Here is a 13,544-nt window from a genome sequence, read left to right on the forward strand (position 1 = left end):
GGTTCGGCGCGCACTCCGGCCGGACGCCGGGGGGCGGGCCGTGCAACACTTTCAACAACAAAGCACCGCCACGCCGGCCGGCGTGGGTGACCGCGCCGCCGGATGACCGGACCGGTGTGATCAGGGGCCCGGTGTGATCAGGGGCGTAGCAGGTAGCCGAGCAGCCTGCGCCGCGCGGCGGCGTTGTCCGGTCGCCGGTTGAACACCGCGTCGAGCAGCGGCAGCACCTGGTCGCGGGCCTCGCTGGTGCGCATGATCCGCCTCCACAGCGCCAGGTTGAGGTCGTAACGCCACTTCGGGGTGCTCGCGAGGCGCAGGACGTTGACGACGTTGCCGCGCGCCTTGGCCGGCAGCGCGCGCACGTCCTCGGGCGTGGTGAGCAGCGACTCGGGCAGCACGTCGAGGCCGTGCGCGGTCATGAAGCCGAAGTCGGTCGGCCAGGCCGCCGCCCACAGGTAGTCGACCATCCGGCACCAGCCGCGCAGGAACGCGACCTCCAGCTCGGGCCAGGGCGCGGCGTCGACGTCGGCGATCGCGGCGACCACCACGTCCAGGCTCGCCTTGTGCGCTTTCCACAGGGCGCGGCGCGCCGGTTCCGGCTCCACCGGCCCGCTCCCGCCCACGAGGGCGAAGTAGTCCCGCCAGTCGGCCACCGCGCCGGCGAGCTCCGCCGGCACGACACCGCGCACCACGTACCGGAACCGGGTGCGGGCCGGCGGGTCGGCGACCGGCAGGGCGGGCGCGACCCCGGCGAGGCCGGCCGCCAGCCACGGGATCGCGCTGAGCGTGTAGTTGCCGTAACCCCACGGCGAGTCCGGGTCGATCCGGCCGTCCCGTCGCGCACCCGCGCCGAGCCGGCCGGTGCGGAACTGCCACTGGAGCTGGAACAGCAGGCCCCACAACGGGTTGTGCCGGTTGTCGACGCCGAACCGGTCCGCCGGGTTGGTGCGGTGGAGCAGCAGCCGGTAGGCGGCGACCCGCTGCTCGAAGCGGAACGGGTCGAACGTGCCCTCCGGGTCCTCCGCCGTCGTCCAGACCGGGTACAGGTCCAGGGTGGCCAGCTCCTCGGGGTGGGCCATGACCGGGATCCTCCGCATGGGTGTCGGCCGGTGTCCACCGGGGCTCGGTCGGGCGCGGCTGCCCGTCGGGCCTGCCCCTGCCGCACCGGAGGGCCCTGCGGCGCGCGGGCCGCGGTCGTCAGACCGGTTCGGGTCAGGGTCGGACCGGGCACGTGCCCGCGGCGGTCCACCGCTCGCGCAGGTCCGCCGGGATGTCCAGGGTGGTGGACTGGCCGTTGATCAGGGTGCGGACGCTGCCGCCGAGCAGCAGCGCGCCCGCCTTGTCCAGCACGGCGGCGGCGAGGGCGCTGTTGTCCTCGGACCGCTCCAGCGCCCGGACCACGCGGGTGCCCGCGCGCACGACACCGGCCCAACCGCGTGAGCGCGGCACCTCCATCCAGTCGGCGACGGCCGGGTCGACGACCTGGCGGATCATGGCGGCGACGACGCCGTCGAAGAGCTTGCCGGGGAACAGCTTCTCGTACAGCGCCAGCAGGTTGCGGGTCAGCGTCACGCCTTCGGGCGAGGGGCCGTAGGCCGCCTCGACCAGGGTGGCGCTGAGCTCACGGGCCTCGTCGACGGTCTCGGGCAGGGCGTCGACCGGGATGCCGAGCATGGCACCGGTGACGCGCCAGACGTAGTAGTAGTCGGCGGCCTCCTGCTCGGTGACGGAGATGCCGATGCGCCGCATGCCCTCGATCACCTGCACGGAGAAGATGAGCAGCGCGCCGACCATGTCCTGCTGGCAGACCGGGACGCCGTCGGCGGCGACGTCCCACCGGCCCGAGGCGGTGAGGAAGTGGCGGACGGCGGCGTGGATGAGCCGCGTCTTCTGGATGCTGGGCACGAACGACCCGCCCGTGCCGAACGCGTCGCGACCCATCATGTGCAGGACGAACTGCGAGGTCTCCGACAACCGCCGGTGGGGTTGGTTGAGCCCGTGCGTGAGGGTCAGCGCCCGAGAGGCGCGCGCGTGGGCGTAGCAGTTCACCATCGCGCCGAAGGTGAGCACCGAAGCGACGTGCACGCCGTCGTCGACGAAGAACTCGTAGGCCCGCGCCACGCGGTCCAGGTCCGCCCACGCGGGCGGGTCGTCCGTGGCCACCAGGAACTCCCGCACCGCGGTGGGCAGCTGCTCGGGGATCGGCTGGTCGTTGGCGCGGAAGTGCTCCAGCACCCGGTTGACCTCCTCGACCCGGCCGGTGGCCACCAGGTCGGCGACCACCGCGTCGGCGAGCGGGTCGCCCTGGAACTTCAGGGCTTCCACCGCTGCGATGTCGATCATCACGCCTCCTCCGCGGCAGGGACACCCAGTCCACTCCCCGTCCCACCCCGGACACCAGAACACGATCCGGTGACGCGCGCCGGGTGGGGCACACGCACAGTGCGCTTTCCGCGGATCCCGGCCGCTGACCGGGTCGTGCGGCCCGGCCGGCGGTCGGAGCCGCGTTGTGCCAGGGCATCGGGCCGGTCAGGACGTGCGGTGCACCGGGTCGGGCAGGTGGACGTCCTTCTCGGCGTGCCCCTGGCCGAAGTCGCTGTCCTGGTCGCCGACGAACGGGCCGGGGCGCGTCGCGTGCCCCGGCCCCCTCGCATCAGTCCCGGTCGAGCGTGGAACCGCGGGCGTACTCGGTGACGCGGGTCTCGAAGAAGTTCTTCTCCTCCTTCAGGTCGATGGCCTCGGACAGCCACGGGAACGGGTTGTCGGCGGTGCCGAAGACCGGGGCGAGGCCCAGTTGGGCGCAGCGGCGGCCGGTGCCGCAGGTTGGACCGCCGCGCCTCGGGGACGGTGTGGAAGTTGATGTCGATGACGTTGTCGAGCATCCGCACGGCGGTGGTGACGGTGCGCTCCAGCCGGGCCGCGTCGTGGACACCCGGCTGTCGACCGGACCTGGTGGCCGTCGCCTCCCGGAGGCGCACGCCTCCAGCGGGCTGTGTGACGGCGGTCGTTTCCACTCACCGCTGCGGGGCAGTCCCGGATTCGCACCGGGTTCCCTCTTTCCTCCTCCGCCCCTGGGGGCGTCGGAGCCATCGACGGCGGGAACACTGCATGTTGTAGATCGTTCCGCAACACACTCCCACATGAACGCGTGTCGTGTCGCCGTGCAGGACCGCCCGACGCGGCCCCGGCCGACCTACGGCGCGACGCGGTGCGCGGTGACGAGGCGGTGCCCGTCGCCGTCGGTGACCACCAGGCCGGCGGTCGGCGCGGGGAAGTGGCTGCCCAGCAGCAGGGTGTCGGTGCCGGCGGCCGAGGCGAGCAGCGCGCGGCGGCTGCGGACGGCCAGGGCGGGGTCGACGTCCACGCAGCTGGTGATGTCCGGGCGCGGCAGCTGCACGGGGTGGTGGACGGCGTCGCCGGTGATGACCACCGACCGGTCACCGTCGCGGAGTTCGACCGCGACGTGGCCGGGCGTGTGCCCCGGCGTGGGCAGGAGCCGGATGCCGGGCGCCACCTCCGCGCCGCCCTCGGGCACGTCGACCGGGTCGAGCAGCCCCGCGTCGCGGACCGGCAGGACCGAGTCCCGGAACATCTGCCGCCGGGCGGGCTCCATGTCCGCGGCGGCCCAGTGCTCCCACTCGGCGCGGGAGGTCACGTAGCGGGCGCGGGGGAAGGTGGGCACCCACGCGTCGCCGTCGCGCCGGGTGTTCCAGCCGACGTGGTCGGTGTGCAGGTGGGTCAGGACGACCAGGTCGACGCTCTCGGGCGCGAAGCCGGCCGCCGCGAGCCGGTCGAGGTAGTCGGTGTCCAGGTCGTGCCAGGCCGGGTTGGCGCGGGTCTTGCCGTTGCCGACGCCGGTGTCGACCAGGACGCGCAGGCCGTCGGCCTCGACGGCGAACGTGTGGCTGGCGAGGCGCAGCGCGCCGTCCGGCGCGGCGAAGTCCGGTCGCAGCCACGGTGCCCGGTCCACCACCTTGGGCGTGGCGGCGGGCAGGAGCCACCGACCGGTGTGCGCGGGGAACGCGACCTCGTCGACGCGGTGCACGAGCAGGCGGCCCGCGGTCCAGGTCGGTGCGGTGGGGTGCAAGGCGTCCTCCGAACACTAAAGCAATCTCTTTGCGTTAACGGACCCTATGCGCTACGGTCCACTAACGCAAACATTGTGCGTTTGCTCGGAGCCGTGGGAGGTGGTGCGCATGAGCGCCGCAGGAGCAGACCCCGAAGAGGACACGCCGGAGGACACCGCCAAGTGGGCGCTGCGGGCCGGTCTCCCCGCGCCGATCGACGGGCTGGACGAGGTCGCCAAGACGGCGAACCACATCCGGCGGGTCGTCGGCCTGCTGCGCGAGCTCGACTTCGGCGAGACCGCACCGGCCTTCGCGTACCGCGCCGTGTCGCCCGCCGCCGTGTCGCCCGCCGCTGAGGAGGGACCCGATGGAACCGCATGAGCTGACCCTCGCCGCCGCGGCGGACGCGATCGCCGGCGGGCAGCTCTCGCCGGTGGAGCTGACCCGCTCGACCCTGGGGCGGATCGAGGCGGTGGACGGGCGTCTCGGCGCTTACGTCGTGGTCGTCGCGGACGCGGCGCTCCGCGCGGCGGAGCAGGCGGAGCGCGACATCGCGGCCGGCCGGCGTCGCGGTCCTCTGCATGGCATCCCGATGGCCCTCAAGGACCTCATCGACGTCGCGGGCATGCCGACCACGGCCAGTTCCCGGGTACGCGACGGGCACGTCGCCACCCACGACAGCGCGGTCGCGGCGAAGCTCGCGGACGCGGGCGCGATCCTGGTCGGCAAGACCCACACGCACGAGTTCGCCTACGGCCTCACCACGCCGCAGACCAGGAACGCCCGGAACCCGGACCGGGTGGCGGGCGGGTCGAGCGGCGGCTCGGGGGTGGCGGTCGCCGCCGGCCTGGCGACCTTCGCCCTCGGCACGGACACCGGCGGCTCCATCCGGGTGCCGGCCGCGCTCAACGGGGTGGTGGGCCTCAAACCCACCTACGGCCTCGTCTCCCGGCACGGCGTGACGTCCCTGTCGTGGTCCCTGGACCACGTCGGGCCCATCACCCGCACCGTCGAGGACGCCGGGCTCGTGCTCGCCGCGCTCGTGGGGCACGACCCGCGCGACCCGGCCTCGCTGGACGTCCCGGTCCCGCCGGACGACGGCGCGCACGACGACCTGTCCGGCCTGCGCGTGGGCGTCCCGCGCAACCACTACTTCGAACGGGTCGCGCCCGAGGTGGCCGACGCGGTCGTCCGGGCGACGGCGCGGCTGGTCGAACTCGGCGCGCGACCGGTCGAGGTGGACATCCCGCTGGCCCGGTACATCCAGGCCACCCACTGGGGGCTCATGGTGCCGGAAGCCACCGCCTACCACGAGCGAGCGCTGCGCTCGACGCCCGAGCTGTACGGCCCGGACGTCCGCGCCCTGCTCCAGGCGGGCGAACTCCTGCACGTCGGCGACTACCTGCGCGCGCAGCGGGCCCGCACCCTCATGAGGCAGGAGTGGGCGCGCCTGTTCGACGCGGTCGACCTCATCGCCGCGCCGACCGTGACCTCCACCGCCGTCCACCGCGACCAGCGGGCGGTGGAGTGGCCGGACGGCACCGTGGAGGGCGTGCCGGACACCTACGTCCGGCTGTCCTCGCCGGCGAACATCGTCGGCGCGCCCGCGCTGTCCCTGCCCGTCGGCGTGGACGGCGACGGGCTGCCCATCGGGATGCAGTTGATCGGCAGGCCGCTCGGCGAGGCCACCCTGCTGCGCGTCGGCCGGGCCTACGAGGCCACCTCGGAGGAGGGCCCGGCTCGTGTTCCGCGGTGAGGTGGCACGGTGAGCGGCAAGCCGTCGACCCGTCCCGGAGGGCGCAGCGCGCGCGTGCAGCGGTCGGTGCACGAGGCGGTGCGCGAACTGGAGGCCGAGCAGGGCCGTGACGACCTCACCGTGCCCCGGATCGCCGCGCGCGCGGGTGTCACCCCGTCCACCATCTACCGCCGCTGGGGCGACCTCCGGGAACTGCTGGCGGACGTCGCGGTGCAGCGGCTGCGCCCCGAGACGCCGCCGGACGACCTCGGGAGCCTGCGCGCGGACCTGGAGCACTGGGCCGTCGCGTTCCTGGAGGAGATGTCCTCACCGCCCGGCCGGGCCCACATCCGCGACGCCCTCGCGGGAGACCCCGACGGGGACAACGCCGGTCGGTGCTCCGCCTACGCCGTCGAGCAGGTCGAGACCATCCTCGCCCGCGCGGCGGGGCGCGGCGAACCGGCACCGGGCACCGACACCGTGCTGGACCACCTCGTCGCGCCGATGATGTACCGCATCCTCTTCCGTCCGGGTCTACTGGACCCGCGGTACGCCCGCGAACTGGTAACCGACCTCCTGGACCACTTCACGACGACACCGTGACCTTAATCCACTGTGGACGCACCACCCCATGACCCCACGCGAGGCCGCGTCGGCTCGTCGCGCCTCATTTCCCGCCGATCACGCTTTTCGATCGGCGGGAAATCAGGCGCGACGAGCCGACTTCCAGGCGGCCGAGCCGCCGTCTGCGGAGCAGCGGCCATTCAACACCGCCGAGCCGCCGTCTGCGGAGCAGCGGCCATTCAACACCGCCGAGCCGCCGTCTGCGGAGCAGCGGCAATCCAACACAGCCCCGAACCCGCGACGTTGAGCAGGAACACGAACAGGGCGATGCTCAGACCGGGGAACAGCACCATCGTCGGGTGGTCCTGGAGGTAGGTCCGGCCGTCGGAGACCATGTTGCCCCACGTCGCCGTGGGCGGCGAGATGCCGAGGCCGAGGAAGCTCAGGGAGCCGTCGATGAGCATCGCGCCCGCCGACAGCAGCACGCACTGCACGAGGGCGAGCGGCAGGGTGTGCGGCAGCACGTGCACGGCCAGCGTCTTCCACGAACTCATCCCGGACACCCGCGCCGCCCGCACGAAGGTCCGCGTGGTGAGCCCCAGCACGCGGCTGCGGATGACGCGGGCCGTGTAGGGGGTGAAGATGATCGTCACGGCGAGCAGTTCGCTCACCGGGCCCGGCCCGACCACCACCGCGAACACGATCGCCAGGATGATGGACGGGAACGCGATCCACGCGTCCACCACGCGCATGACCACCGCGCCCGCACGGGGGAAGTAGCCCGCGACCAACCCGATGAACGTGCCCAGCCCGGCCGCGCACGACGTGATCAGCACCGTCATCCCGATCGACACCCGACCGGCCGACGCCCACCGGGCGAACAGGTCGCGGCCGTACTTGTCGGTGCCCATCGGGTGCTCCGCCGACGGCGGCAGCAGGCGCAGCGCCGGCTCGGGCGCGTTCGGGTCGGGCAGCACCGGCGGCAGCGCCAGCACCAGCGCCGTCAACACCAGCAGCAGCCCGCACGACACCACCAGCGCGCGGTGGCGGCGCACGGCGGACCTGCTGGCACCCACCCCGGTCACGGCACCCGGACGCGCGGGTCGACCAGCGCGTGGACGAGGTCCACCAGGAGGTTCACCAGCACGAACAGCACCGCGATGAACATGACACCCCCTTGGATGAGCGGGAAGTCCCGCGCGTACACCGCGCCGAGCAGCATGGTCCCGAGGCCGGGTATGACGAAGATGCTCTCGACCACCACCACACCGCCGACCAGGGACGCGAAGTTCAGCCCGGCCGTGGTGAGCACCGGCGGCATCGCGTTGGGCAGCACGTGCCGCAGCAGGACGCGCCGCTCCGGGACGCCCTTGGCCCGCGCGGTGCGCAGGTAGGGCTGGGACAGCTCGCCGAGCACGCTCTCGTGCGCGGTGATGGTGAGGAACGCGGTCTGGCCGACCACCAGCACCGCCACCGGCAGCGCCAGCCGCGCCACCGCGGTGGCCGGTTCGGCGGTCAGCGGCGCGTAGCCGCTGGTCGGGAACCAGCCGAGGGTCAGCGCGAACAGGTAGATCGCCAGCAGCGCCAACCAGAACTCGGGCAGCGCGAGCCCGAACTGGGCGACCCGGTTGACGAGCCGGGCCACCCGGCTGCGCGGTGACGTGGTGACCCAGCCGACGACCAGCACGGTGAGCACGAGGCTGATCGCGGTGGCGAGGACGGCGAGGGTCAGGGTCGGGCCGACGTGGTCCAAAACCATCCGGGGCACCGGCAGCCCATACTTGATCGAGGTGCCGAAGTCGCCGGTCAGCACGTTGCCCAGCCAGTGCAGGTACTGCTCGTGCGGCGGTCCGGTCAGCCCCAGGTCGCGGCGCAGCCGGTCGAGCTGCTCGGGGCTCGCCTTCGCGCCGAGCAGCACCCGGGCCGGGTCGCCCGGAATGGACCGCAGCAGGAAGAACAACGCGGTGCCGACCACCAGCAGCACCACCACCAGGTCGCGCAACCGGCGCAGGACGACGGCGGCCACCGGCGGCTACCCCGCCAGCCAGACGTCGGCGAACGCCATGCCCCACCCGTCGTACCCGCGCACCCGCGCGCCGTAGGCCACGTAGGACTTGGCGTTGTACAAGGTGATCGTCGGCAGGTGCTCGGCGGTGAAGACCTGGATGCGGTCGACCGCCCGGCGCTGCTCGTCCGGCGTCCGGGCCGCGTCGTAGTCGGCGAGCAACGGCTGGAGCCGGTCCCTCGGGTAGCCCGTGTCGTCCAGGCCACGCACGTTGTCGCTGTAGGCCGGCACGGGCGGGTTCGCGTCGTCCATCAGCGCCAGCACGTCCCAGCTGTCGGGCTGGTCGTTCTTGCGCCCGATGAGCGTGGCGAAGTCGTGGCTGTCGATGGTCGCGGTGACCCCGATCTTCTCCAGCTCGTGCTGGATGATCACCAGCGCGTCCTTGAACTGGGGGAACTCGTCGGTGGTGATCATCCGGACGGCCTGCCCCGGCCGCAGCCCGGCACGGGTGAACAGCTCCTTCGCCCGTGCCGGGTCGTGCTCGGACCACTTCTCCTTGCCCGCCGCGGAGTACAGGGCCTGGTTGGTCCGCGCGGCGAACGCGCCGTCGCTCGGCGACACCAGGTCGGGCACGCCCTGCGCGGCCATCACGGCGTTCTTGTCGATCAGCAGGTTCAACGCGTCGCGCGCCGCCGGCTCGGCGAAGACGGAGCCGGGGTTGTGGTTGAGCGCCACGTAGTGGATGTAGGCCGAAGCCTCGACGCCCACCCGCAGGGTGTCGGTCCGCTTGACGAGGTCGTACTGGTCGTGCGACGGCTCGGCGACGTCCAGCAGACCGGTCCGGAGGCCGTTGAGCACGGCGTCGGGGTCGGCCACGACCCGGTAGGTGATGGTGTCCAGGTAGGCGTTCTTCGCGCCGGCGTAGCCGCTGGACCGGCCGTTCGGCGGCCGGTACCGGTCGTTGCGCTCCAGCACGACCTCCTGCCCCGCCGTCCACGACTTCACCTTGTACGGCCCGGTGCCCGTGGACCGCTCGCGGGGAATGCCCGTCGGCCCGGCGGCGGCGACGTCGGCCTCCTTGCGGATGCCGGTGCCGTGGCTCGCGGCGACCAACGGGATCAGGTTGAACGGCGCGGTGAGCGTCACCAGCACCGTGCGGTCGTCGGGCGCGGTGATGTCCGCGAGCACGGGCTTGAGCGAGCCGGCGTAGCCGCCGTTCGCGACCCAGTACTCCAGCGACGCCGCCGCGTCGGACGCCCGCAGCGGGGTCCCGTCGGCGAACTCGACGCCCTCGCGCAGCCTGAACGCGTAGCTGAGGCCGTCGTCGCCCTTCTCGTACGACTCCGCCAGCACCGGCTCGGGCTGGTGGTCGGCGTCGATCGTGACCAGCTGCTCGTACACCTCGTGACCGATGTAGGCGGCCCCGGCGTTGGTGTTCCGCACGGTGTCCAGCGATCCGGGGTCCTGGGCGAGGCGCACGGTGAGGTTGCCGCCGCGCACGGGCGGGCCCGCGTCGTCGGCGAGCCGGGTGGTCGGGGTGGCGCAGGCGGCGAGCACCAGCCCGATCGCGGCGAGTGCGGGGATCCCGTGCGTGCGACGTGGTGCGGTGCGATCCATTGCGGCTCCTCGCGCCTGGGCTTCCGCAGGTCGGTGGCCGAACGTAGTCGCGGTGACCGGGTGGGCACAGACGCCGGTGTCGGCTTTTCTGTCACTCAGGAGAGGTGGTGCAGACCATTGTGCTCCACTGTGGACAGAAAGCCGCCATCGGGCGAGGATCGGGCCGCAACCCTTGTGGGGTCGGGTGTTCGCGGTACAGAATCACCGCCAACCGGGGCCGTGCCGGCCGGCGGGAGGGATGACACCCGTGTCGCTGCTGGAGATCGACCGCTTGTCCGTCGAGGTGCTCGCGGACGACGTGGCCACCGGGCTCGTCCACGAGTTGTCGCTCAGCCTGGACGCCGGCCGGACCCTGTGCGTGGTCGGCGAGTCCGGCAGCGGCAAGACGGTCACGGCGCTGTCGGTGATCCGCCTGTTGGAATTCGTCGCGCCGGTGCGCACCACCGGTGAGATCCGGCTGGACGGCGTCGACCTCACCGCGCTGGACCCGGTGCGCATGCGGGCGGTGCGCGGGCGGCGGATCGGGATGGTGTTCCAGGAGGCGCTGGACGCGCTCAACCCGGTGCAGCGGGTCGGCGCGCAGCTCGCCGAGGCGCACCGGCCGCCGGCGCACCGACCGGGGACGCGTCGGCGCTGGTCGGGGTCGCTCCGATCGGCGGTGCTCGGGCGGGGGACACCGGGGCGGGCGGCGTCGGAGCGGGAGGCGCTGGGGGAGGCGCTCGGACCGGCGACGCTCGGACCGGCGACGCTCGGACCGGCCGCGCTCGGGCGGGTGGCGCTCGGTCCGGTGGCGCACCGCCGGGCCGCGCGTGCCGCGGCCCGCGCCCGTGCCGCGGCCCTGCTGGCCGAGGTCGGCTTCCCCGATCCCGACCGCGTCGCGCGGCTCTACCCGCACCAGCTCTCCGGCGGGATGCGGCAGCGCGTGCTGATCGCGATGGCGCTGATGGCGGACCCCGACCTGCTGCTGGCCGACGAGCCGACGACCGCGCTGGACGTGACCACGCAGGCGGAGGTGCTGCGCCTGTTCCGCGCCCTCCAGCGGGAGCGCCGGATGGCGTGCGTGTTCATCACCCACGACATGGCGGTCGCGGCGGAGGTCGCCGACCGGATCGCCGTGCTGTACGCGGGCCGCCTGGTGGAGGTGGGCCCGGCCGCCGACGTGCTCGGCACGCCGCGCCACCGCTACACCCGCGCCCTGGTGGCGTGCGTGCCGGCGGTGGGTGCGCGCCGCGTCCCGGATTCCGGCGCCGGCCGCCTGCCGTCCATCCCCGGCTCCGCGCCCGCGGCGGGGGAGGCGGTCACCGGCTGCCGGTTCGCCCCGAGGTGCGCGCACCGCGATGACCGCTGCACGACCGAGGAGCCGCCGTTGGCCGCCGTCGGCCCGGTGGAGGTGGCGTGCCTGCACCCCGGCGAGGGACCGGTCGAGCTGCCCACACCGGTCGCGGCGATCCCACCCGCCGTGCCGCCCAAGAACGCCGCGCCGCCCAAGAACGCCGCGCCGCCCAAGAACGCCGCGCCGCCCAAGAACGCCGCGCCGCCCAAGAACGCCGTGCCGCCCTCGCCCGCCGCGCCGCCCCCGCCCGCCGCGCCGCCCTCGAACGCCTCGGCGACTCCACCGCGCACGGCGACTGCACCGGTGACGCCGCTCTCGTCGGTCGCGCCCGCCCTGGTCGCCGAGCGCGGCACCGCGCCGCTGCTGGAGGTCGAGGGCGTGCGGCGCGTGTTCGTCACGCGCGGCGGGAGGGCCGGCGGCCTGCTCGCGCCGCGCCGCCGCGAGCGGACCGCCGCCCTCGACGGCGTGAGCCTCACCATCCGGCCGGGCGAGTTCTTCGGCCTGGTCGGCGAGTCCGGCAGCGGCAAGACCACGCTGGGCCACCTCGTCGCGGCCCTGGACCACCCCACGTCGGGCACGATCACCGTGCGCGGCCAACGGCACACCCCGCGCGGGCTGGCCGGTGACGCCCGCGCGTTCCGCCGCACCGTGCAGCTGATCTTCCAGGACCCGCACGGCTCCCTGGACCCGCGGCACACCGTCGGGCGGATCGTCGCCGAGCCGCTGCGCGAGCTGACCGACCTGCGCGGCGCGGACCTGCGCCGTCGGGTGGCGCGCCTGCTGGACGAGGTGGGCCTGCCCGCGTCGACCGCCGACCGGTTGCCCGCGCGGCTCTCCGGCGGCCAGCGGCAGCGGGTCGCGATCGCCCGCGCCCTCGCGCCGGGGCCGGCGCTGGTCGTGGCCGACGAGCCGACCTCCGCGCTGGACGCGTCGGTGCGGGGGCAGGTGGTGAACCTGCTGCTCGACCTGCGCCGCGAGCACGGCCTGGCCTTCCTGTTCATCACCCACGACCTGAGCCTGGTGCTGTCCGTCGCGGACCGGGTCGGCGTGCTGAAGGACGGCAGGCTGGTCGAGGTCGCGCCACCCGCGGAGATCGCGGACCGGCCGCGCCACGGGTACACCCGTGCCCTGCTGGCCGCGAACCCCGGCCGCCGCCCGGTCGCCCGCGCGGCGGGTCCACCCGAGTGACACCCGGCCCGAGTCACACCCAGGAGGCGCCGTGCAGCCGGCCCGCGTACCCCTCCCGACCCACCGCTTCGACGACCCGCTGATCGCGGACGGGCCGCCGGGGTTCGCCATCGGGTCGTTCGCCGACCTCGCGCCCTGGTCGGACGCGCCGTACCCGCACCGGCACGACTTCTACGAGCTGGTGTGCGTCACCGGCGGCGCGGGCACGCACGTGATCGACTTCGTGCCGTACCGGGTCGCGCCGGTGGCGCTGTACTTCATCGCGCCCGGCCAGGTGCAGTTCTGGGAGCGCGAAGCGCCGCTGGAGGGGCACGTGGTGGTGTTCGTGGAGGAGTTCCTGGTGCCGCAGTACGGCGACCGGGTCTCGCCGCGCCGGTCGCTGGCCCTCGACCCGCTGGGCACCGGGCACGCGCTGCACCTGGCGGCCGGGCAGGCGGCCCCGATCACGGCGCTGATCACCGCGCTGGACCGGGAGTACCGGCGGCCGGGCGGCGCGGACGTCTCGGTGCTCCAGGCGTACCTGCACGTCCTGCTGGTCGAGATGCGCAGGCTGCGGCGGGGTCCGGGCGGGTACGCGGTGGAGGAGGACCGCGGCACCGCGCTGGCCCGGCGCTACCTGCGGCTGGTCGGCGAGCGGCTGCCGCACGAGCAGACCGTGCGCGGGTACGCCAGCCGGATCGGCGTCACCCCGAAGCACCTGGCGGACGTGGTCAAGCGGACCACGGGCAAGCGGCCCGCGGAGATCATCCGGGCCGTGCTCACCGTGGAGGCCAAGCGGCTGCTCACGCACACCGACCTGACCGTGGCGCAGGTGTCGGAGCGGCTGGCGTTCGACAACCCGTCCTACTTCGGCCGGTTCTTCAAGCGGGAGGCCGGGATGAGCCCCGGCGAGTTCCGCCGCCGCGCCGCCGGCGTCGACCTCCTCCGCCCGGTGGCACCGCCGCCGACCACCTCAGCCCCGTGACACCGACCACCTCCGCCCAGTGACACCGCCGCCGACCTGACGCGCTGTCCGCGCCGGGGCGCACGTGCCTA

11 protein-coding genes, 2 pseudogenes and 1 riboswitch are annotated in these 13,544 nt (G+C 74.0%); of the genes and pseudogenes, 5 read left to right on the top strand and 8 right to left on the bottom strand.

Annotated elements, in window-relative coordinates:
* Positions 1 to 137: 137 nt before the first annotated feature.
* The 5 genes and pseudogenes from C8E97_RS16125 to C8E97_RS16145 all read right to left on the bottom strand — a co-directional run bounded on the left by C8E97_RS16125 (position 138) and on the right by C8E97_RS16145 (position 4,087).
* Positions 138 to 1,079, bottom strand: a complete 942-nt coding sequence (locus C8E97_RS16125; protein ID WP_121006385.1) for a Leg1-related protein — start codon at positions 1,077 to 1,079, stop codon at positions 138 to 140.
* A gap of 133 nt (positions 1,080 to 1,212) precedes the next feature.
* The gene (locus C8E97_RS16130) at positions 1,213 to 2,343 is read right to left on the bottom strand and encodes an oxygenase MpaB family protein (RefSeq protein ID WP_121006387.1); all 1,131 of its coding nucleotides are present in this window, start codon (positions 2,341 to 2,343) and stop codon (positions 1,213 to 1,215) included.
* A gap of 310 nt (positions 2,344 to 2,653) precedes the next feature.
* Positions 2,654 to 2,815: pseudogene (locus tag C8E97_RS36070) on the bottom strand (ribonucleotide-diphosphate reductase subunit beta); the annotation flags it as partial.
* Positions 2,808 to 2,924 (bottom strand): annotated as a pseudogene (locus tag C8E97_RS36825) (hypothetical protein); the annotation flags it as partial. The pseudogenes C8E97_RS36825 and C8E97_RS36070, both read right to left, overlap by 8 nt.
* Positions 2,925 to 3,109: riboswitch (cobalamin riboswitch) on the bottom strand.
* A gap of 84 nt (positions 3,110 to 3,193) precedes the next feature.
* A complete protein-coding gene (locus C8E97_RS16145) occupies positions 3,194 to 4,087 on the bottom strand; it encodes an MBL fold metallo-hydrolase (protein ID WP_121006389.1) in 894 nt (297 codons plus the stop codon).
* Between the two features lie 109 nt (positions 4,088 to 4,196).
* Between C8E97_RS16145 and C8E97_RS16150 the strand changes: the two genes are divergently transcribed.
* From C8E97_RS16150 to C8E97_RS16160, 3 genes are read left to right on the top strand one after another with little or no spacing between them, the layout of a single operon-like run.
* Complete coding sequence (locus C8E97_RS16150; protein WP_121006391.1) at positions 4,197 to 4,448, top strand: hypothetical protein; 252 nt, start codon at positions 4,197 to 4,199, stop codon at positions 4,446 to 4,448.
* On the top strand, positions 4,435 to 5,823 hold the full coding sequence (locus C8E97_RS16155; RefSeq protein ID WP_121006393.1) for an amidase: 1,389 nt from the start codon (positions 4,435 to 4,437) through the stop codon (positions 5,821 to 5,823). The genes C8E97_RS16150 and C8E97_RS16155 overlap by 14 nt, the downstream gene beginning before the upstream one ends.
* Before the next feature lie 9 nt (positions 5,824 to 5,832).
* Positions 5,833 to 6,405, top strand: coding sequence for a TetR/AcrR family transcriptional regulator (locus C8E97_RS16160; RefSeq protein WP_121006395.1), 573 nt, complete (start codon positions 5,833 to 5,835; stop codon positions 6,403 to 6,405).
* 200 nt (positions 6,406 to 6,605) lie between these two features.
* On the opposite strand, the gene C8E97_RS16165 is transcribed toward C8E97_RS16160, so the two are convergent.
* The 3 genes from C8E97_RS16165 to C8E97_RS16175 are packed head-to-tail and all read right to left on the bottom strand — an operon-like array spanning position 6,606 to position 9,988.
* Complete coding sequence (locus C8E97_RS16165; protein ID WP_246018922.1) at positions 6,606 to 7,442, bottom strand: ABC transporter permease; 837 nt, start codon at positions 7,440 to 7,442, stop codon at positions 6,606 to 6,608.
* Between the two features lie 5 nt (positions 7,443 to 7,447).
* Positions 7,448 to 8,392, bottom strand: a complete 945-nt coding sequence (locus tag C8E97_RS16170) for an ABC transporter permease (RefSeq protein WP_121006400.1) — start codon at positions 8,390 to 8,392, stop codon at positions 7,448 to 7,450.
* Between the two features lie 6 nt (positions 8,393 to 8,398).
* Positions 8,399 to 9,988: an ABC transporter substrate-binding protein gene (locus C8E97_RS16175; protein WP_121006402.1), complete on the bottom strand. Its 1,590-nt coding sequence runs from the start codon at positions 9,986 to 9,988 to the stop codon at positions 8,399 to 8,401.
* 247 nt (positions 9,989 to 10,235) lie between these two features.
* On the opposite strand from C8E97_RS16175, the gene C8E97_RS35350 reads away from it, so the two are divergent.
* Positions 10,236 to 12,509, top strand: coding sequence for a dipeptide ABC transporter ATP-binding protein (locus C8E97_RS35350; protein ID WP_246019374.1), 2,274 nt, complete (start codon positions 10,236 to 10,238; stop codon positions 12,507 to 12,509).
* A 31-nt stretch (positions 12,510 to 12,540) separates the two neighbouring features.
* Entirely contained in the window at positions 12,541 to 13,473 is a 933-nt protein-coding gene (locus tag C8E97_RS16190; RefSeq protein ID WP_170211880.1) for an AraC family transcriptional regulator, read from the top strand.
* The last annotated feature ends 71 nt before the right edge of the window (positions 13,474 to 13,544 follow it).

It is taken from the genome of Saccharothrix australiensis, assembly GCF_003634935.1.
GTDB classification, from domain to species: domain Bacteria; phylum Actinomycetota; class Actinomycetes; order Mycobacteriales; family Pseudonocardiaceae; genus Actinosynnema; species Actinosynnema australiense.

Excerpts from the sequence above, each read along its gene's own strand:
- C8E97_RS16125 (WP_121006385.1), bottom strand. The coding sequence starts at position 1,079 with ATGGCCCACCCCGAGGAGCTGGCCACCCTGGACCTGTACCCGGTCTGG.
- C8E97_RS16130 (WP_121006387.1), bottom strand. The coding sequence starts at position 2,343 with ATGATCGACATCGCAGCGGTGGAAGCCCTGAAGTTCCAGGGCGACCCG.
- C8E97_RS16150 (WP_121006391.1), top strand. The coding sequence starts at position 4,197 with ATGAGCGCCGCAGGAGCAGACCCCGAAGAGGACACGCCGGAGGACACC.
- C8E97_RS16155 (WP_121006393.1), top strand. The coding sequence starts at position 4,435 with ATGGAACCGCATGAGCTGACCCTCGCCGCCGCGGCGGACGCGATCGCC.
- C8E97_RS16175 (WP_121006402.1), bottom strand. The coding sequence starts at position 9,988 with ATGGATCGCACCGCACCACGTCGCACGCACGGGATCCCCGCACTCGCC.